This window comes from Fodinibius sp. Rm-B-1B1-1 (assembly GCF_038594945.1).
In the GTDB taxonomy this organism is placed as follows: domain Bacteria; phylum Bacteroidota; class Rhodothermia; order Balneolales; family Balneolaceae; genus Fodinibius; species Fodinibius alkaliphilus.
This window is the reverse complement of the sequence record NZ_JBCFYD010000003.1, coordinates 18,333-38,117: the sequence shown is the minus strand read 5'-3', so window position 1 is coordinate 38,117 and position 19,785 is coordinate 18,333. Positions and strand designations below refer to the sequence as shown.

Annotated in this window: 19 protein-coding genes and 1 tRNA gene; 10 read left to right on the top strand and 10 right to left on the bottom strand. The window is 42.6% G+C overall.

Features of this window, described 5'->3' with window-relative positions:
• Positions 1–37 precede the first annotated feature (37 nt).
• The 3 genes from AAFH98_RS14380 to AAFH98_RS14370 all read right to left on the bottom strand — a co-directional run bounded on the left by AAFH98_RS14380 (position 38) and on the right by AAFH98_RS14370 (position 3,621).
• Positions 38–1,024: an NAD(P)H-quinone oxidoreductase gene (locus AAFH98_RS14380; RefSeq protein ID WP_342523513.1), complete on the bottom strand. Its 987-nt coding sequence runs from the start codon at positions 1,022–1,024 to the stop codon at positions 38–40.
• Between the two features lie 21 nt (positions 1,025–1,045).
• Complete coding sequence (locus tag AAFH98_RS14375; RefSeq protein ID WP_342523512.1) at positions 1,046–2,059, bottom strand: sulfotransferase family protein; 1,014 nt, start codon at positions 2,057–2,059, stop codon at positions 1,046–1,048.
• A gap of 71 nt (positions 2,060–2,130) precedes the next feature.
• On the bottom strand, positions 2,131–3,621 hold the full coding sequence (locus tag AAFH98_RS14370) for a lipopolysaccharide biosynthesis protein (RefSeq protein ID WP_342523511.1): 1,491 nt from the start codon (positions 3,619–3,621) through the stop codon (positions 2,131–2,133).
• Positions 3,622–3,745: 124 nt separating this feature from the next.
• Here AAFH98_RS14370 and AAFH98_RS14365 point away from each other — a divergent pair, with 124 nt between their 5' ends.
• A complete protein-coding gene (locus tag AAFH98_RS14365) occupies positions 3,746–4,897 on the top strand; it encodes a glycosyltransferase (RefSeq protein ID WP_342523509.1) in 1,152 nt (383 codons plus the stop codon).
• Positions 4,898–4,905: 8 nt separating this feature from the next.
• On the opposite strand, the gene AAFH98_RS14360 is transcribed toward AAFH98_RS14365, so the two are convergent.
• Both AAFH98_RS14360 and AAFH98_RS14355 read right to left on the bottom strand, forming a co-directional pair.
• Positions 4,906–5,853 carry a sulfotransferase family protein gene (locus AAFH98_RS14360; RefSeq protein WP_342523507.1) on the bottom strand — a complete coding sequence of 316 codons (948 nt, stop codon included), beginning with the start codon at positions 5,851–5,853 and terminating at the stop codon, positions 4,906–4,908.
• A 14-nt stretch (positions 5,854–5,867) separates the two neighbouring features.
• Positions 5,868–6,791, bottom strand: coding sequence for a glycosyltransferase (locus tag AAFH98_RS14355; RefSeq protein WP_342523505.1), 924 nt, complete (start codon positions 6,789–6,791; stop codon positions 5,868–5,870).
• Between the two features lie 84 nt (positions 6,792–6,875).
• On the opposite strand from AAFH98_RS14355, the gene AAFH98_RS14350 reads away from it, so the two are divergent.
• Both AAFH98_RS14350 and AAFH98_RS14345 read left to right on the top strand, forming a co-directional pair.
• A complete protein-coding gene (locus tag AAFH98_RS14350) occupies positions 6,876–7,712 on the top strand; it encodes a glycosyltransferase family 2 protein (protein ID WP_342523504.1) in 837 nt (278 codons plus the stop codon).
• Positions 7,709–8,491 (top strand): sulfotransferase family 2 domain-containing protein, encoded by a 783-nt coding sequence (locus tag AAFH98_RS14345; protein WP_342523503.1) that lies wholly within the window; start codon positions 7,709–7,711, stop codon positions 8,489–8,491. Before AAFH98_RS14350 ends, AAFH98_RS14345 begins: the two co-directional genes overlap by 4 nt.
• Here AAFH98_RS14345 and AAFH98_RS14340 read toward each other — a convergent pair.
• Positions 8,488–11,007 carry a YfhO family protein gene (locus AAFH98_RS14340; protein ID WP_342523501.1) on the bottom strand — a complete coding sequence of 840 codons (2,520 nt, stop codon included), beginning with the start codon at positions 11,005–11,007 and terminating at the stop codon, positions 8,488–8,490. The genes AAFH98_RS14345 and AAFH98_RS14340 overlap by 4 nt on opposite strands.
• 115 nt (positions 11,008–11,122) lie before the next feature.
• Positions 11,123–11,410 carry an Asp-tRNA(Asn)/Glu-tRNA(Gln) amidotransferase subunit GatC gene (gatC, locus tag AAFH98_RS14335; RefSeq protein ID WP_342523499.1) on the bottom strand — a complete coding sequence of 96 codons (288 nt, stop codon included), beginning with the start codon at positions 11,408–11,410 and terminating at the stop codon, positions 11,123–11,125.
• A 156-nt stretch (positions 11,411–11,566) separates the two neighbouring features.
• On the opposite strand from gatC, the gene AAFH98_RS14330 reads away from it, so the two are divergent.
• The 7 genes from AAFH98_RS14330 (at position 11,567) to AAFH98_RS14300 (ending at position 17,506) form a co-directional block, all read left to right on the top strand.
• Entirely contained in the window at positions 11,567–11,851 is a 285-nt protein-coding gene (locus tag AAFH98_RS14330; protein WP_342523498.1) for an HPr family phosphocarrier protein, read from the top strand.
• Complete coding sequence (ptsP, locus tag AAFH98_RS14325; RefSeq protein ID WP_342523496.1) at positions 11,844–13,571, top strand: phosphoenolpyruvate--protein phosphotransferase; 1,728 nt, start codon at positions 11,844–11,846, stop codon at positions 13,569–13,571. Before AAFH98_RS14330 ends, ptsP begins: the two co-directional genes overlap by 8 nt.
• A gap of 6 nt (positions 13,572–13,577) precedes the next feature.
• Positions 13,578–14,621 carry a bifunctional phosphoglucose/phosphomannose isomerase gene (locus tag AAFH98_RS14320; RefSeq protein WP_342523495.1) on the top strand — a complete coding sequence of 348 codons (1,044 nt, stop codon included), beginning with the start codon at positions 13,578–13,580 and terminating at the stop codon, positions 14,619–14,621.
• Positions 14,622–14,646: 25 nt separating this feature from the next.
• Positions 14,647–15,441, top strand: a complete 795-nt coding sequence (locus AAFH98_RS14315; RefSeq protein WP_342523494.1) for a biotin--[acetyl-CoA-carboxylase] ligase — start codon at positions 14,647–14,649, stop codon at positions 15,439–15,441.
• A complete protein-coding gene (tilS, locus tag AAFH98_RS14310) occupies positions 15,413–16,771 on the top strand; it encodes a tRNA lysidine(34) synthetase TilS (RefSeq protein ID WP_342523493.1) in 1,359 nt (452 codons plus the stop codon). The genes AAFH98_RS14315 and tilS overlap by 29 nt, the downstream gene beginning before the upstream one ends.
• A 3-nt stretch (positions 16,772–16,774) precedes the next feature.
• A complete protein-coding gene (hpt, locus tag AAFH98_RS14305) occupies positions 16,775–17,341 on the top strand; it encodes a hypoxanthine phosphoribosyltransferase (RefSeq protein ID WP_342523492.1) in 567 nt (188 codons plus the stop codon).
• Positions 17,342–17,416: 75 nt separating this feature from the next.
• Positions 17,417–17,506 (top strand) — tRNA-Ser (locus AAFH98_RS14300).
• A gap of 196 nt (positions 17,507–17,702) precedes the next feature.
• On the opposite strand, the gene AAFH98_RS14295 is transcribed toward AAFH98_RS14300, so the two are convergent.
• The 3 genes from AAFH98_RS14295 to AAFH98_RS14285 all read right to left on the bottom strand — a co-directional run bounded on the left by AAFH98_RS14295 (position 17,703) and on the right by AAFH98_RS14285 (position 19,684).
• Positions 17,703–18,383 carry a class I SAM-dependent methyltransferase gene (locus AAFH98_RS14295; protein ID WP_342523491.1) on the bottom strand — a complete coding sequence of 227 codons (681 nt, stop codon included), beginning with the start codon at positions 18,381–18,383 and terminating at the stop codon, positions 17,703–17,705.
• A 38-nt stretch (positions 18,384–18,421) separates the two neighbouring features.
• Entirely contained in the window at positions 18,422–18,841 is a 420-nt protein-coding gene (locus AAFH98_RS14290; RefSeq protein ID WP_342523489.1) for a secondary thiamine-phosphate synthase enzyme YjbQ, read from the bottom strand.
• 66 nt (positions 18,842–18,907) lie between these two features.
• Positions 18,908–19,684, bottom strand: a complete 777-nt coding sequence (locus AAFH98_RS14285; RefSeq protein ID WP_342523487.1) for an SDR family oxidoreductase — start codon at positions 19,682–19,684, stop codon at positions 18,908–18,910.
• Between the last annotated feature and the right edge of the window lie 101 nt (positions 19,685–19,785).

Genomic DNA, 19,785 nt, shown 5'->3' with positions numbered 1-19,785 from the left:
GTTTAATATCTGTGCAGATCTGTGGCTACCCATAAAATTACATCCCAGTTAACACAATTTTGCCGGTGTTTTTATTGTTTTGCATGTGCTGGTGGGCTTTTTCGGTATCCGACCAATCAAAAGTAGAATCGATGACGGGCTGTAGTTTACCATCTTCAAAAAGAGTAAGCGTTTGTGATGCAAAGTCTTGTGTGAGTTTCTTTTTATATGCTTCGGACCGATTTCGAAGTGTTGATCCCATAATAGAAAGACGCTTTCTAAGAATAGGGACGAGGCTAATCTCTTCCACCTTGTGTCCGCCTAAAAATGAGAGGTATACCACGCGTCCGTCCATCGCCAGTATTTCCATATTTTTGTGCCAATAGGGTTTGCCGATGAAATCCACAATTAGGTTAACTGAGTCAGTACCAATGTCATTAATGATTTCTTCAGCGTAATTTTGCTCTTTATAGTTATAAGCAAAATTGGCTCCCAGTTTTTGAGCCGTATTTAGTTTATGTTGTTTGCCGGCTGTACCGATGATTTTGGCATCATATAAATGGTGCGCCAGCTGAATAGCGGAAGTCCCTACGCCGCTACCCGCAGCATGAATAAGAACCGTTTCCTTTTCCTGCAATTCGCCCAGCCAATCCAATGTCTGAAAAGCAGTCAAAAACGTTTCAGGAATGGCAGCTGCTTCTTCAAAGGACAGGCTTTCAGGTATTTCCATCGCCATGTCTTTGTGGATGGTACAATATTCGGCATATCCGCCACCGGCCAGCAATCCAAATACCCTATCGCCGGACTGCCACTTGGTCACTTCAGCCCCCACTTGTTCTACCACTCCCGACATCTCCAATCCCAATATTTCAGAAGCGCCTTCAGGGACGGGGTAGTTACCACTACGCTGCAGAAGATCGGCGCGGTTCAGAGCAGTGGCTTTAACTTTTACAAGGATGTCATTGGATGCCGGTTTAGGTGTAGGAGCTTCATCGATGACAAGAGAAGAGTTTCTGCCGGGATTTTGAATATGGATTGCTTTCATAATTGTTCCTTTTTCTAAAGGTTAACTATTTTTCGATGTATCGTTCGTGTCAGAAAACCAGGTTGACAAGATTTCTTTTCCCACAAGATTATTGATGCCTGATAATCTGCGTTGGAAAAATTGATCGAGAAATTGTTGAGTAGATTTCTTGATAGGAGGTTTTTCTTTGTCTTGCAGTGGATTGATCATGCGATGGGCCTTTTTTATAAGTCGTAAGAAAAAAATACGTCTTTTTTCTTTTGGTGAAGGTGATTCCGGTAGTGAATCTACGTGACGTAAATTAGCTGTTTTTCGGAACAGGCGGTTATAATATATCTGCAGTGTTATGCTGGACGGGAGCTTGGTTTTGTTAGAGTGTGTGGTAAGGATATTGTTATCAAATTTTTGAAAGTCGAGGTCGAGAAATGTGCAGATCTCTGCTACGGTATTTTTAGTTTTGGATATTAAGTCCTCAAACAAAACAACTTTAATTCGTTCTCGGGGAATAAGATCATAATAATATTGGAGCTGCTCGTTATATAGACTTCTCTGCAGTAGTTTTTCAGGAGTAAACATGAGTGTATCTTCAAAGCTAAAAATGGCTCGTCCTGATCGCAGCAAATGAAAGTATTGAGAATAGGCCCGGTGAGTAGGGTGACGAAGCAAGAAGATGAGTTTAATATCTTTGGGTTGCATCGCAATTCGTTTGGCAGCAATAGATGAAGCTAAATAGGTCGTTGAGTCTTCGCCTTTTATAGAAGATTCTTTGCCATCATAGTTGGATAGGTAGTCTTCCCACAGTTGTTGTGGTGATCTGCTCATGGAGTTGCGAATCCAGCTGTTTTCCTCCCCATCAAAAAAGTTAAAGGCACTGTGTTGGAGCAGGTTATCAAAATCAAAAAAATGTTGTTCTTTTTTGGGGATAAAAACGTTGGGATGCTGGTCGAGTATAGAGTGCAAGGTAGTTGTACCGGACTTCATGGCTCCACCGATGATAAAATCGGGCAGTTGGGAAGGATTGGGTGCTATCCATTCGGAAGATTGTTCATGTGCCATAATATCAATTCACACCGTTGATTACAGATCATTCACATTAAATAAGAACCCGAAGTTGTTCGTAATAGAAATTAAAAGCCTACCATTTTCCTGATACGATTGAGACTATCGTTAATAAGGGTATTAATTTCTTCGGATATATTTAACATCCAAATCGGTATTCCATAAAGCAGGGTAATGATGGTTGAGCGTAGCACAATATCAGCATAAACGTTGCCCATTACGGGCAGTTGAAAAACGATCAAAAGTGTTATGCCGCCAATGCCTAAAACGTGAAGCATTTTCCACTCAAATGGTTGCATAGAAAACCGAATCCATACGTAGGAAATTTTAAGCAGGTTATATAGAATAATGGCTGATGCAGTGCCGATGGCTGCTCCCAAAATCCCATAAACAGGAATGAGCAAATAGTTGAGGAGTACAGTAATGAAAATCAGGACAAGGGTGGAATAGAAATCGAACCGATAGTATTTGGAATTTAAGATGATGGCACCATTTACACCCGTTGCCATATCAAAAACATTGGCCGAGGCGATTACGATAATAACCAGTGCTCCCCCGGCATATTCGGGCGGTAAGAGGTTCATCAGGTTGTCGATGTTGGCAATAACGCCGCAGAAAACGAGTCCGCCCGCAATGATAAGATTGAGCGATGACTGGTGGTATACCCTTTCAATGAGGCTTAAATTCTTGTTTTTAAAGGCGTCAGAAATGACGGGAGATGAGATCTGGTAAATGGATTTTCGCGGGATGGTGATGGCGGACCCAATATAAAACGCAATGGCATAAATTCCGGTATCGCTCAATCCAGCCAGCGAACTGAGCATGATGATGTCAATATTATTAACCAAAATAGAAGCTACGCCCCCAAAGAAAGCAAAGAGACTGTAATTACCCATATTTTTGAGCAGCGATGTACGTAGAAACTGGAAGTCGGGTTTTAGATTGACCTCGAATCGCCTGAGCGTAAAGGCAAGCATCCAGAGCATAATGATTCCATAGGTGCCTACAAATGCGATGATGAACTGCTGGAAGGTGATCCAGTCAAAAAAGTAGAGAATAAGGATACTTGCTGCCAAAACACGTATGATCACATTCATCAGGAAGGAAGCCATTACCGTATCGTACAGTGCGCGCACATATGCCGAAAGCACGTGAAAAAACAGGATGAAGAAAGCAAGGGGGAGAATTAACCAGTAGTAATCTACAAGCAGTGCCGAGCGCTCAATAAAATACTGGATGATTTCGGGCTGAAAGACATAGAGGATAATTGTTAGCAGCAGCATCCCGACAAGCGGTACGGCAAGGGCAAGGAAAAAAGAACCGTGATGCTTGTTCTCTTTATCTCTGAATAATGGGAAGTATCGGATGATTGTATTTTGGGTCCCCAGGCTGGCCAGCTGTGTAGAAACCATTGCCAGCGAAAGCAGCACGCGAGTCAGCCCATACTGTTCAGGCTCCAGTATGTTGGGATACATCCATATAGTAATGACAAATCCCAGCGCAACGCCCAAATACGACAGAATCGTATTTCGAATGCTCTGGCTGATAATAATTCCCAAGACGACTATGCTTTGTTTTAAAAGAGGGGGAAGTTAATAATATTCTTGGTCAAAATAATTTCAATATAACGGAGCAAAAGCTGTAGTTTTAGAGCCGGTAAAATTCGAAACTAATGTTTTGTAGATGCGTTCTATTCACTTTGTCCATTCGTTCTCGAAGCTTTCCGAGACGTTTATTTATGATTATGTGACCAGCCTTCAAAGTCAGGAGGTGGATGTGGAAGTACTCACGTTTCACCATTTGAATGAGCAAGAGCGTCCTTTTGAGCCGGTGACTACCGTATCGTTGCCATGGTGGAATGTGGGAAGAATCTGGAATATAGCTCGCGATATCCTGTTGGGCAGAGACACAGAAACCTCGGCTTGGCCAGTATATCGTAAAAGGCTAACAAAACTTTTTTTGGATAAAAAGCCGGATGTACTACATGCGCATTTTGGTCCCATGGGGGTACTCTTAGCTCCCGTTGCCAAAGAACTTAATATTCCATTAATCGTCACTTTTTACGGCTATGATATCTCTGAAATTATTAATCAGGATTATTGGCAGAAAGCCTATCGCGACCTTTCTGAAGTAGCGGATTATGTGACGGTTTTATCGGAGGAAATGAAAGGGCGGGCACTTGACATCGGTTTTGCTGAAGATCAGGTAAAAGTCGTTCATTTGGGAACTCGGGTTGATAATATTACATATCGAAGCCCCTCATATCCAATGACCAAGTTTTTGAGTATTGGTCGACTGGCGGAGAAAAAAGGTCATTTGGATACGTTGCAAGCTTTTAAAGAAGTGTTGGATCGAAGTGATCGAGTGCTACAGCTTAATATTATTGGGGATGGGGATTTGCGCCAAGAATTAGAGGAGTATATTCAGCGTAATAATTTACAGGATCACGTTCAATTATTGGGACGGTTGCCGCATTCAAAGGTTGTAGAGCAACTACAAAAAGCAGATGCTTTTGTGTTGAATAGCAAGACGGCTGCCAGTGGAGACAAAGAGGGCACGCCCACGGTATTGGTGGAAGCGCAGGCGGCAGGATTGCCGTGTATTAGCACGTTTCATTCTGGCATCCCAGAGATTATTCCAGAGGAGAATCACCAGTTTTTAGCAGAAGAGGGGAATATAGAGCAGATTATTGCAAATATGATGAAGTTGCTTGAGGTATCGGAAGAAGAGGTCACAGAAGTAAGTAAGTTGGGCCGCAAGCGTGTTGAAGAAGCGTTTGACGTGGCGGGCGAAGCAGCTAAGTTCAAGCAACTATATCAAGAGTTGACGTCGTAAAAATAGGTCTACAATTTTTTGCCAATTTGTTGTCCCAGTTTTTGCCCTACATTGATCATAAAATCGAAGGTTCCGCGATAAAGCTTTCTGCTCAGTGGGATGTAGTAGTCGCAGAGTTCATAATCTAATTTTTGAATAAGCTCTCTGTTGACTTGTTCAATTTCGGCAATATCGGCCTTCGACATCGACTTTTTCCAGGCATAAGCACGTGAGGGATCAATGGGTTTTCCAATCAGGTCAAACAGGTCTTTGTGCTTTTCAACAGACATTCGGTCCCGATCTTCTTGATATTGGTCGACAACCTCTTCGCTGAAATCAATATTCAGCCAGTCGTAAAGGTTTTTCAGCGTTTGGTCGGGTTGTTTTAGGAGGGATTCATATTTGAGTTCATAGTAAGAATCTTCGCCAAGTGTTCTTCCCTCAAGTCCATCACTTACGCGGTCGTTCCAGAATTGCGCGGCCTCTTTAATCGTATGGGTCCACCCAACTTTTTTGATGCTGGCGGCTACATCACGAGGGTCCCGGAGAATGTGGATGATTTTTGCATCGGGAAAAAGGTCAACCAGTAAATCAATATTGTGGACGTATTTGGGCGTTTTGTTTCCCCATCGTGATTTTCCTTTTTGTTCTGCCGTTTTACTGAATAAGGCATTGATAGCACCGGCGTAATCGGTGGGAGCAGCTTCACGGATACTCTGTTCTGCTTGTTTATCCGTCAACTCAAAAATGTCGAAGGCGATAGTATTGGAAGTAGCATTAGTAGTTTGCAAATCGCGGATGAAGAACCAGCGCTGTTTTGACGTACTAAAATCACCGTAGCTGTCTTTTTTGGGATAAAGGTCGGGAATAAAGCCCGACTCCAGGGTCATGTGTAGATCAGGAGATTGACTCAATAACAAACTCAATAAGGTAGTACCCGAGCGATCACATCCTAAAACAAAAACAGGATTATTCATCTTTTAGATATCGGTTAGATATTGTTAGAAGCTCCAAAATAGCCTTTCCAGATCCATCTTCGAAACCGAAAAAGCATGGTTGCTTTTGCAGGTTGCAGAATGCAAAGATAACCCAAGGCCAGGGGAAATGAACCAAGCAGTTTTACGGTTTCGGATAGCCAGTTTAGGCAGTGCTGCAAAGTTGATGTCTCCCTGAGTCGAAGCCGCATACTTTGCCCCAGCCCCAGTGCTTGCTGTTGAATATATTTTTTGGTCAGACGATTTGCTCCCACTCGGTGATATAAAAAGGCATCCGGGATATAATAAATGTCGTTATGCTTTTCACGGATACGCCGAAATAATTCTTTTTCTTCTCCGGCGTTTAAGGATTCTCCTTTGCGTCCCAAGTTAGGATTAAAGGGTTCGATGTCTTCAAAAATCGACTTTTTAAATCCCATATTTCCGCCAAAAGGGTATTTGTTTTTGGGATACTTTTTGGGCGACGATCCAAGGTCATGATGTCCCAATAACGGAAGTAAAAAGTGTGACATCCATTTAGGACGTGGGGCGTCGAATTGGACGTGAATTTTTCCACCGGCAGCAATAGCATCGGGATGGTTCTCAAAAAAAGAAATCCAGGCCGGGATTAGTGATTCGGAGGCTCGGATATCATCATCCAGGAAAACAATATGAGGTGCATCGGCTTCTTTAATACCACGATTTCGGGCATGCGAAAGCCCTTGGGTTGTTTCTTTGATATAGCGGATGGGTTGACCATCTTTATTGATCGATTTTTGATATTTTTTTACGACCTCAGGCGTTTCGTCATTCGAGTTATTGTCAATTACTAATAATTCAAAATCGGGGCTGCTTTGATTCTTTAGCAGTGAATGCAGGGTATCATCCAAGTAGTGAGCTCGGTTGTACGAGCAGATGATAAATGTAACGACCGGTTGCATGACGATTGAGGTAAACGTTATTTGTTAATCGGCTGAAAATATATGTTTTTAGCAGAAGAATGCGAATTATAGATCCTGATTTTAATGACTACCGTGGACTCTAAGCCACTTGTCTCAGCAATTATAACAACCCACAATCGGGCCGAGTTGCTACCCCGTGCGCTGGATTCGGCGATCGTACAATCGTACCGTAATTTAGAAATTATTGTTGTTGATGATGGATCAACGGATGATACGCCGGAAGTGATGGAAGAATATAGTGCAAAGGAAGCGCTAAAATATGTCCGGTTGGAAAAATCTGTGGGGGCGTGTCGGGCACGGAATAAGGGGATCGAGGTAGCTTCGGGTGAATTTGTGGCTGGGCTCGATGATGATGATAAATGGCACAAAGATCGCATCAAAGAGTTAGTGGACGCTTATACTGATGATTTTGCTGCGGTAACTTCTGATATGGTGATGGTACATAAAAAAGGTCAGGCGCGATGGAAAAAGAAGAAGGTTATTAATTTGGATACGCTTCTGTATACTAATCAAGTGGGCAACCAAGTATTGGCGCGGCGCGATCGTCTGATGGGGGTGGGAGGTTTTGATCCAAATTTAAAGGCGGCGCAAGATTATGATCTCTGGATTCGCCTTTGTAATGCCTACGGTCCTATCCGAAACGTTCAAAAGCCGTTGCAAACCGTTTTTATGAATCATGAGGAAGAAAGTATTACGAGCAGTTCTTCTTTTGAAGGATACCTGCAGTTTTATAATAAGCACAAAGAAAAGTTCAACAGGTCACAACGGAAGTATCAGCTATATAACATTCGTCGAGCCCAGCAGAAACCATTACGAATTGGGGAATATTTCTCATTTGTTCCGGCATTTCGATATTGGAGTGAATTCAAAAATGAAGTAGCAAACACGCTTTGGAAATGAGTATTAGAAAACGAATATCAGCACTTTTTAATGAGGTTCGATTGTTAATCCGATTCGGCTTTCGAAAAATAGGAGTCTCAGGATATCAATTGCATCAGATTGAGTTGAATAGCGAGCAGCTTATTTACCTTCCTATTCCTAAAAATGCGTGCTCAACGATTAAGCATGCCCTGTACGAAATTGAATACGGCAAAGAGTTTGATTACGATCAAGCCCGAGAATGGGGCTATCAGGATATTCATGATTATTATAACAAGCGGAAGAGTGCATTTACAGGGACAAAAGCATTGAAAAAAAAGGATGCTACTATATTTACGGTGATTCGGGAACCAGTAAAACGACTAATTTCTTGTTATCGAAACCGAGTGGTGGATCTCAGGGATCTGGAAAAAAATAAGTCGGCCCTGCATCGAAGAAACCTGCCACTGGAGCCGGATTTAAATACATTCGTTATACGATTAGAAGAGTACCGGGAAGCCAATAAAAGTATTGAGCACCATTCGCGTCCACAGCATCTGTTTTTGGGAGACCGGCTCGATTATATTGATGAGGTTTTTCCGCTCCATCAGATGAAAGAGGTAAAAGCGATGCTGAAAGAGTTAAAGCCTGGGTTAAAAATGAGAGCGGAAAAATCAGGGGGGACAACCTTTGGCTTGACGGATTTATCAATAACGGCGCTGGACGAAGCGATTCGATTTTACGAGAACGATTACGACCTTCTATCCGATTATTATAGTCCCAATAAGATTCGTGAGGTCTATCACGAATCGGCTACTTAAGAGTTATTTAACTCCTCCTTCTTTTCAGCAGCTTGCTTGAGCCATCCCATCTTACGAGATACCAAGCCAATACCAGCAATCCAAAGTAGAATGTGACCAGCCCAAGCAATGCGTCCACCCCAAATAGCCGATGCAGGCTCAAACTTAAGTTGAATTGCATGTTCACCAGCTGGCACTTGTAAACCCCGAAGCACAAAATTTGTTTTATAGATGTCGGCTGGTTCTCCGTCAATAGTTGCTTTCCATCCGGTTGGATAATAGATCTCGCTGATTACCAAGAATTGATCATTTTGTGTCGACGTGTTTAGCGTTATTTCATTGGCTTTGTATTGTTCTATCGTGACTTGGGCTGTGGTATCCGTTACGGAATCTATGTCATCATTTGTTTCGACTATAGCTGTTGTTGCAGGATCGAAATTTGCTGATGGTTTCATTTGGTTAACGGCTTGCTGTGGAGAATCAACCGTGGCAACAGAATCCACAAAAAAGGCTTTGGGCAATACATCATCGTTACGGTATACGCGCTGATTGTTTTGACTGAATACCTCTGTATATCCCTCAAAAGGAAGCTGTTGTTGGACCGTAATATATTTGGTGTTCAGCATATCCAACACGGCATGGTTAAAGCCAGTTTGGTTATCCATCAGCAAGTGGTCAATTAAATCCTGGTAATAGGCCAGCTTTGCCCCGGAATATCCGCCGATGGAGGGATAGAAGTAAGAGGGGATAGCATTATTAAATGGATTTCTATCTAAGGTGAATACACGATACGGATAGCCATCATCAGAATCGATATTTTCCATGATAAACTTATCGGCTGGGGTTTGCTGCTGGCGGACCATCTGTTCAGGTTCAAGTCGATCTGAGGCCATTTGATCTGCATTTACATAGCGGTTGCCAACACTTAACATATCGTAGGTGGTAAGTACGAGCAGTCCGATAAGAAGGTAGCCTTTACTGATTTTTCGTTTTATAAAACCAACGATAAGCCCGCTGGCAAGGAGTGCCAAGATAAGATAGCGAGTGGAATCACTACTGGCCATCTCTTTACGCTCGGGTTTTAATCTTGTGTTGATAAAATTTTGTACCCGCTGTTTTACCTGTGGATTGTCTGGTGATACATTATTCTGCTGTGCCACTTGTTGCGCGTACTGTTGGGCTTCACCCGGTTTTTCAAAAGAGAGCAGAGCGTTACTTCCAAAAGAGAATAAGACGCCTACTGTTACAGCAATGCCAAGGGGCGTAGCTAATTCTTTAAGTGCATTTTCTTTGTTTTTAGCAAGATCAAAAAGTGCTTCAATCCCATAAACGGCCAGCACAGCAAAACAGGATACCGTAGCAATGAGCCATGTTTCAGGGACACGAAATTTGTCGAAATAGGGAATGTAGTTGAAGGCAAACTCATTAAATGCCGGCAAGTTATTACCAAGTGAAAAAAGCAGGGTCAGTGAGCCGACGCCGAAAAACAGGTATTTAATCTTTTTACGGTATTTGAAAAGACCAATTAAGGCGAAGATAAAGGCAATAGCCCCTAAATAGTGCGGACCACTTGTAAACGATTTTGGTCCCCAGTAGGCTTCTCCGGATGATCCGCCATATAGCCCTGGGATGATGAGTGTTAACAGTTCGCCCACGCCTTGTGACCAGCTAAAGGCATATTCGAGCGTGAGTCCGCCACTACCACCACCGGTTTCGAGCGTGGAGCCGCCGCGTGTGCTATATTCGGAATATTCGAGCAGTCGCCAGTATAAATCAATGCTACAGATAATGCCCAAGATACCGGCTCCAAATGCGATACCGGTTCGTTGCATCCAATCCCAAATTTCATCTTTTTTATAAGCCAGCCAGCTGTTATATAGCCACCAGAACCCCAGCAGATATAGAAAATAGTATGTTATTTGGGGATGGTTGGCCCGTAGTTGTAATGCAACTGCCAACGCAAAAACAAAAAAGGCTAACAGCTTTTTTTGTGATTTCGATATTAGATGATAACCTACAAACATCCACGGTACGAAAGCGAAGGCCATAAATTTAGCGTAATGGCCCGCTTCGATAACAATAGGCAGGTAGGTCGTAAATCCAATAAGGATGGCCCCTATGGCTGCTGAAAATGGGCGAACTTTTTGAACGATAAAGAAGAAATAAGCTCCACTCAGAAGTATCCAGAAAAAAGCGAGTGGATGTGTTTGTCCGCCAATCCATTTAAAAAAAGAGTCGATGCTGGGAGGAGAGGATGGATTATGAAGGGTATAGGCCGGCATTCCCGAAAACATATTTGACGCCCAGAGTGGGTGTTCGCCGTACTCTTCAATATGTTCTACAACAGATTCTGCACCGGCGCGCCACTGTAAAACATCATTGCCGAGAAATTGTTTATCCCCAAAAAATATTGCGGAATATAAAATGAGCGGTAGGATAAAGAGGACCGCAAGGGCAATGCTATGTTGTTTTTTATCTGAAAGCCGTGAAATGAAGTCTTCGTTTAGCTCGTGATTTTGCTTTTTTTTAGAACTCAAATCGGAAGGCTTTTGTGAATGTTAAGATACAATGTCATTCTGAACTTGTTTTCAGGATCTGGAGCCGTGGCAGTAATTTATACAATTTATCCTGAAAAGAATGACGCGGCAGTAATTATTCAATAACACGAGGCACGCGGAAGTAATCGGTATCGGCATCCGGTGCATTTTTCAAGGCATCTTCGTGAGAAAGTGGTTCTTTGGCTTTGTCATCACGAAGGCGATATTCAAGGTCAATAACATGTTCGAGGGGCTCAACATCCGAGGTATCGAGCTCTTCGAGCGTGGTCATATAATCGAGAATCTGATTCATATCACTAACCAGTGATTCTGTTTCTTCTTCACTGAGCTGTAAGTGGGCTAAATCGGCTACGTAATCAACGTCCTTTTTTGTTACTGACATGTATTTATAAGTTGAATTGGTGCAAAAATTTAAGGCTTAAATTAACAAAAGAAATATACAGTTCACAGTGTAGTAATCGGGAGGTATAAACTTACAACTGCTGTGGATAGTTACTGCAATAATTGGCATTTTAGTCTTTAAAATAAATTACTGAAAATGATAAAAAAGAAAGTAACGATTGTTAATGATGCCGGTTTGCACGCACGCCCTGCGGCGGCATTGGTAAAGCTGGCATCGAAATATGAAGCGGATTTTTATATTCACTTATATGGTTATAAGGTGAATGGCAAAAGTATTTTGGGGGTAATGACACTGGCCGCCGAAAAAGGTGCTGAACTTGAGCTTGAAGTTGACGGGCCGGACGAGAGTGAGGCCCTTGATGCTATTACAGATTTAATTGATAGCGGATTTGGTGAAGTGTACGAGGACGAAAATGAGTGAACAGACTCTAAATAATGAGGTTTTAATTTCGGGAGCGCCGGCATGTCCCGGTATTGTGATTGGAAAAACCAGTTTATATGAACGGGAACGTCCTGCGGTATCGGATGAAAATATTTCTTCTGATGAGGTGCAAAAGCATCTCGATAAATTTCGTGATGCGCTCGAAATAGCTGAAGAAGAACTCAAGGCGTTGCAAAGCTGTGCTGATGTCGAAGAACCAGCGACACTTATCCAGATGCAAATTGCAATTCTTCATGACCCGGATTTGCGTGAGCGGATAGAGCAGAAAATTACTGCTCAAGTGCCGGTAGATTTAGCGGTAGAACGTACCTTTCAAAACTACCTGGAGGTCATTGAAGAAAATCATCAAAAAAATGCGTTTCAAAATAAGACGGTGGATATTTCTGATATCCGGGATCGCCTGCTGCAAATTTTGCATAATAAGCGTGATGATATTCAGGAAGAAACAATATTGGTGGCTCGTGAGTTAAGTCCCCGAGAAATCATTTCGTTTTCAGGTCGTAATATTAAAGGTATTATTACTGATCGTGGAGGGGCAACATCGCATGCAGCTATTATTGCTCGGTCAATGAATATTCCAACGGTGGTTGGCACCAAAGAGGCTACCGAAATGATAGACTCGCATGATGAGGTGATTCTTGACGGACGAAATGGCGAAATTATACTAAATCCCAATGAAGGTACCCGCGAAAGATATCAGCGACTTATGGATCAGCAGAGTGAGCGTGAGGCTGATTTTAAGGTGCTTTGTGAGAAGGAAAATAAGACGACCGATGGTCAATGTTTTACGTTACAGGCAAATATTGAGTTTGCCGAAGAGCTTACCATTGCCCAAAAGTATTGTGCCGAGGGGGTTGGGTTGTTGCGAACGGAGTCCATTTATTTGGGACGAGAAAGTTTCCAGGATATCGATCAACAGGTATCATTTTATCGGTCAATTCTTAATGCTACTGGTTCGCATCCGATTACGATTCGGTTGTTTGATGTAGGCGGAGATAAGTTTTTTGAAGATGACAAACCCGAGCAAAATCCTTTTTTGGGATGGCGGGGCATTCGTATGCTTTTAGAGGAGCAGCAGATCCTGAAAAATCAACTGCGGGCCATTTACATTGCATCGGCTGATTTTCATGGTCGCATCCGTATTCTGGTACCAATGGTTTCTACGATGGGAGAGGTTCGTCAGCTGTACCAAATTATTGATGAAATTAAGCAAGAGTTAACGACGGATGTTATCGAAATTGATGAGAATATCCCCATTGGGTTGATGGTTGAGGTGCCAGCAGTAGCCTTGAAAGCGGATTGCTTTGCCCGTGAAGCTGATTTTCTAAGTATTGGCACCAATGATCTTACTCAGTATGTGTTAGCAGTAGATCGCGGAAATGAACGGATTTCAAACTTATATGATCAGCGGCATCCGGCCATCTGGGAATTGATTAATTTGACAGCTCAAGCTGCCAAAGATTACGATATACCGGTTAGCGTTTGTGGGGAGTTGGCCTCCGATCCTATTTCAGCTTGCTGCTTGATGGGACTTGGCATCGATACGCTGAGTATGAACTCAGTGGTGTTACCAACGGTAAAACAGATGCTGCTATCGCATTCTATTGCTGATATGCAAAAGTTGGGGCAGGAAGTATTGCGAGCAGGAACGTTGGATGATGTAGATAAGATATTTTCAAACTGGGATACAAGAAATTAAAGAGGTATGAATCTGGAGGATATAAACGTAATTGATAGCCAAAACATGCGGGGGTTTCTAACAACTTTCCCTGATCAGTGGCGGGAGGCTATGGAAATAACTGCTGATTTATCTTTAACGATAGATAAAGAGCGGGTTGCTAATATTTGCTTTGCCGGGATGGGAGGCTCCGCTATTGGACCGGATTTGATTCGTTCGTTTTGTTATCGTGATGGTTTGTATCCCATGGAGGTTATTCGTCACTACGAAATTCCGCAATGGGTAAACGAGAATACCTTATTTATTGCATGTAGCTTTTCGGGAAATACCGAGGAAACGCTGGCGGCCTTGTCGACTGCACGCGAACGGGGCGCTCAAGCCATAGCACTTACCGGCGGCGGTGAGCTAATGGTTAACGCTGCAAAAGAAGAGATTGATTATATCAAAGTTCCCGGTGGAATGCCGCCACGTGCAGCATTGGGATATAGTTTTGTAGCCTTATATCGTATTTGTCAGCACTTAGAATTGGTAGAAGAGACGGATGGGGCATTGAAAGATACGGCGCGTTTTCTTGCAGAACAGAATGATTTGTTAGCTAATCCAACCGATAATGAAGCGTTAAATTTGGCGGAAGAAATTCTTGATACGCTACCCATTATTTATTCAGACGCTACGATGATGCAAGGAGTGAATTTGCGGTGGCAGAACCAATTTGCAGAAAATGCCAAGACCCTTTCTTATGGAAATAGCATGCCCGAGATGACACATAACGAAATTGTAGGGTGGGAGCGAATTGTACATTTGACCGGTCGCCTGTCGGTAATCTTATTGATTGATAAAGAGGATGATCCACGAGTACAGCGACGAATGGAAATTGTTGAGGAGCTAATCGAAGACCAAGCAGCTTCGCTGCACGTGTTAAAAACGAGAGGCCAAACGCGGCTTACACGCATGTTTTCGCTTATCCAACTGGCTGATTGGACCAGTTTTTATCTGGCGATGTTAAGTAATGTTGATCCTACACCCATTACTAAAATAGAGCTACTTAAAAGTAAGCTGGCTGAGGCATAATTTTAATTGATCGAAGAAGAATACATTGAGTACTGCATTCGATAAATCATTATTTTTACGTGAGTTGGATACCCAATGGCTGGGACAAAGTATCCGCTATTTTGATGAGCTTGCTTCTACGAATACCTATCTGAAGAAGATTCCTCGCGACGAAATAGAGCAGGGGATGATCTGTTTGACGAACCATCAAACGAAAGGAAGGGGGCAGTACGAACGGGAATGGGAGTCCCGAAATGGTCGGAATCTTACGTTTTCAATGGCATTTATTCCTCCCAAAGCTGAGCGATTTCACGTGTTAACATTGGCTTGTGCGTTGGCCATGGTCGAATGTTTTAACGAGTTGTTAACAACATCTTGTGCGGCTATAAAATGGCCTAATGATGTATTGGTAAATGACAAAAAAACAGCTGGAATTTTAACGGAAACTGTTTTCAATGGAAATACTTTCGATCGTTTAATTATTGGGATTGGATTGAATGTAAATCAAAAAAACTTTTCCGCGGAACTATCGGGGCTGGCAACCTCTTTAAGCCTTGAAATGGAGAAGGACCTCGATAGAGAACAGTTGTTGGCTACTTTGATGCAGCGTATCGAGCACAAATATGCATTGTGGCAGAAACAAGGTTCTGGGCTTATTAAATCGATTAATAGAAATATAGTAGGCTATGGACAATGGGTTGGCTTAGAAATTGATGATGAGCTTCAAGAAGATCAGTTTAAGCTTCTTGGGATTGGTGAAAAGGGGCAACTCTTGATGTTGAACAGAGAAGGTGGAATCGAATCATTTTCGTATGAGCAAGTCAGCCTTATCACACATTGAACAAACCGTTAGTGAAACGGTTAAATCAAACTTTACTTCTTCAACTCCATCTTTTGTTATTGCAGTAAGTGGTGGCGTTGATTCTATGGGGCTATTATATACGTTTTACCGTCTCGATATTTCGGCCCTTGTTGCTCATGTCAATTATCAAAAGCGGGGGAAAGCTTCTGATAAGGATGCACAGCTGGTAGCAAAGGCGTCGCAGCAATGGGGTTTTGAATACGAAATTTTTGAAGCTGATCCAGAAGAAGCCCAAGGGCAAAACTTTCAACAGTGGGCCCGTGATGTTCGCTATCATTTTTTTAGGGATTTGGTTGCCCAGCATGATGCTGATGGCATTGCCTTGGCGCACCACAAGGATGATCAAGTAGAAACGATATTACAGAAACTATTTCGCGGCGCGGGGATGTCCAGTTGGAGTGGAATGGATGTTTGGGATGGAGAATTATTTCGCCCGTTGCTACCTATTTCACGGCAACAGATTGAGCAATATGCGAGTCAGCATGAGATTCCGTTTCGGACCGACCAATCTAACTTGGAAACACATTTTGCGCGTAATTTTTTGCGTAATGAATGGACAGTAAAGTTGTCAGAGTTTTTCCCGGGTTGGGAAGAAAATATACTGCGGATGGGAGAAGAAGCCGAGAATTACCATTCGGCCTTGCAGTGTATTACACAGCAGATTACCGATCAGCAAACAATTAATAAGCAGGCCTTTGATGAGTTGGAGTTTGGCCTGCAACGAGCATTGATTTTGCATCTGCTTAAAGAGTATGAGCCCGGTATTTATGTTACGCAGCAAAATTTAAAGCGGGTCAAGGAACTGCCTGATTTACAAACGGGCAAGAAGATTCAAATAACTGCTGATTATTCCATTGTCCGCGATCGTGAATATTATATTCTTAGAGAAAACGAGAATAGTAGTCTTGAGGCTCAGGAGTTATACCGTGAGGAGCTAAAAGCGTCGCCGATCAGTATTGGGGAGATAGAGTTTTCGGTCGAGCGGTACAAAAATCCTGCCTTTGAGAAGGTACTTTATCTTGATGCTGATAAAATTTCGTGGCCTGTTACGGTGCGACCATGGAACTCCGGAGATCGATTCCAGCCATTGGGAATGAGCGGGCATCAAACCGTTGCCGATCATCTGACGAATCGAAAAGTAAGTGCTGCCTATAAGGATGAAGTGTTGGTAATAGAATCTTTTGAAGAAACGATTTGTGCTCTTATCTTTCCGCCAATAAAAAATAAGTCATCCTCGGGCACCATTTCGGAGCTGGTCAAATGCGACGAGAACACGAAATATTGCCTCAGAATAAAGTATTTAGCATAATACATGTCATTATATACTCCTGAGACAGTTACCTGCAACGGCGAAACATTCAAGATTTATTTAACGGAAGATGAACTGCAAGAGCGTGTTACCGAGCTGGGTGACGAGCTTGCCGAAAAGTATAAAGGGAAGAATCCTATCTTTATTGGGGTGCTCAATGGGGCCTATATTTTTCTTTCGGATTTGATGCGCCAAGTCGATATTCCCTGTGAGGTCGACTTTTTAAAACTTAGCAGCTACGGGGATGAAAAGGTTTCCTCAGGAGAGGTGACAGACCTAAAAGATATTGATGCTGATATCGAAGGTCGACACGTTATTTTGGTTGAGGATATTGTAGATACCGGGTTGTCGATGAACTATTTGGTGGACAAGCTGCAGAAAAAAAATCCTGAGTCTATTGCAACAGTTACGCTTTTGCATAAAACTGAAGCTACGCACCACGATGTGCAGCTTGACTATGTAGGATTTCGTATTCCCACCCTTTTTGTTTTAGGATACGGACTTGATTATGCCCAGGAAGGACGCAATTTAGCACAAATTTATATTCTTGATGGTGATCCGGAAGACTAAAGGGTTCTTTGAAAAGAAATATAAGTTTTCTATTGATAAAATTTATTAAGGCACTTATATTTGCGACTCTTTATTGGAGAGGTGGCTGAGTGGTCGAAAGCGCTCCCCTGCTAAGGGAGTATACCCCCATAAGGGGTATCGAGGGTTCGAATCCCTCCCTCTCCGCTCAACTACGCGCAAGGCTTCGTTGAACAGGCTCGGTAGGGTTTGCTCGACGAAGCCTTTTTTATTTAGAGGGCAGGAATTCTACTTTGTATAAAATAACCAAGGACGGTTCCATAACTGGCAACAGCTATAATAGCAATCTGAAGTGCCTACTGGTAGGGAGGAGTAATAGAAAAACCGTTTATCTCCAAAGGGATTATTTAACAAGTGTAATAATGGTGAACGTGCGTTCAACAAGTGAGCCATCTTTGCTTGTAACTTCTTCAGTCTGATCTTTGACAGTGGAAATTTGAAAAGGTTTACCTTCTACTAATTTTCTAACCTCTGACGTGTTATAAAGCTTGAAACCATACTCAACAAACGGCAGCTGTTTCATAAAGTTTTTTTGGGCAAAGCCAATGCTAAAATAACCCTGGGGCTGTAATACCCTGTAAACTTCTTTTAGTATAGCAGACGGTTTTTCCCAGAAGTAGATAGTATTGACAGTCATTGCTTTGTGAAAGGTCACATCCGAAAAAGGAAAACGATGCCCATCATATAAATGAAAAGATGCCTGCTGATTATTGATATATTTTTTATTGATTCGTTGAGCCTCCCGTTTCATAGTTTCAGAAATATCAAGGCCAAAATATCGAAGATCCCCGGCACGGCTAAGGATTTTTTCTACGTGACCAGCATTGCCGTGACCAATTTCCAAGAGGATATCTCCATTAGAGATATCAAGTGCATCAATGGCTGCCAATGTCATACCGATATTGGTCTCATTCATTTTTTGACCCATAGCGATGCCTTCTTGCCCTTTGGGAGTACGCAGTTGTCTTGCCAGCTCTTGCAGATCGGTTTCGCCAAACTCTTCTTCTATTTTCTTTTTTGACATATTCTGTTTTTATCTAACTAAAAAGTTTCTTTAAGTGATTACTCTCCATGAAGGGTAACGACCAGTTTTCTTGAGCCACCGTTGTTTCGATGCTCACACAAATAAATTCCCTGCCAGGTTCCCAGGTTTAGTTTACCATTTGTTATCGGAATAGAAACCGAATGTCCCAGCAGCGAACTCTTGATATGCGAAGTCATATCATCGGGACCTTCGAGCGTGTGTTCATACAGCGAGGTATCCTCGGGAACCATGCGTTTGAAATGAGAGGCAAAGTCACGGCGCACCGAAGGATCTGCATTTTCATTAATAGTGAGGCTGGCGCTGGTATGCTGGATAAAAATATGTGCAATGCCTGTTTGAATCTTTTTTATTTCAGGAATCTCTTCCAAAACCTCATCAGTGATGATGTGATAGCCCCGAGACTTTGGAGAAAGAGCGATTTTTGTTTGATGCCACATAGTTTTGTTTGTCAATTAACAATTAAAAGGAAAGGCAAGATGTTATCCTGAACTCGTTTCAGGATCTCATCCAAAAAGCCCTTTAATATTGCCACCATCGTGACTGATTGTTTGGCCAGTTACAAACGAGGCGTGTGGGGATAGCAGCCATCCAGCCAGTGAAGCCAACTCTTCACCTTTGCCAAAACGACCGACTGGGATTGAGGCTTCCATTTCTTCACGCACTTCTTCGAAAGACTTGTCGGATTCATCCGCAGCCTTTTTAATGACACGTTTTATAGCAGGAGTATCATGCGATCCCGGAGCCAGTATATTAACCGTAACTCCTTGTTCAGCTACTTCCTGGGATAAAGATTTAGCAAAACCAACCATTCCCGCGCGAAAAGAGTTACTGAGTACCAAAGAAGGAATGGGTTGCTTTACCGACTGACTTTCTACGAATAAAATGCGCCCGTACTCTTTAGAAGTAAAATAGGAGACCAAACGAAGGATGAGCTCTATTTTCCAGCGCATGACGTTTTTGTATGCCTGATCCCAATCGTAAATAGCAGTTTCAAGCGGAGATAGGGCAGGAGGTCCCCCCGCATTTACAACCACACCATGAAGCTGATCATTGCCAATAGCGGCTTCAATCATGTTATGGGTATCGTCATCTGTTAGATCACCAACAACAATATCGACCCTGTCCCCAAAAGAATCTTTGAGCTCATTGAGTTTATTTTCACGACGAGCAACAGCAATAACCGTTGCTCCTTCATCTAATAAAAGTTCAGCAATGGCGCGACCAAATCCGCTACTGGCCCCGCAAACAATAAAGCGTTGGTTTTCAACTTGTAAATCCATGAAACAGGTTTTCTGAGTGAACATTATGATGATATATCATGTAAGAACGGTATATACCAAATCGAGAATTGAGGAGCAATAAATGAAATCTACACTCTCAT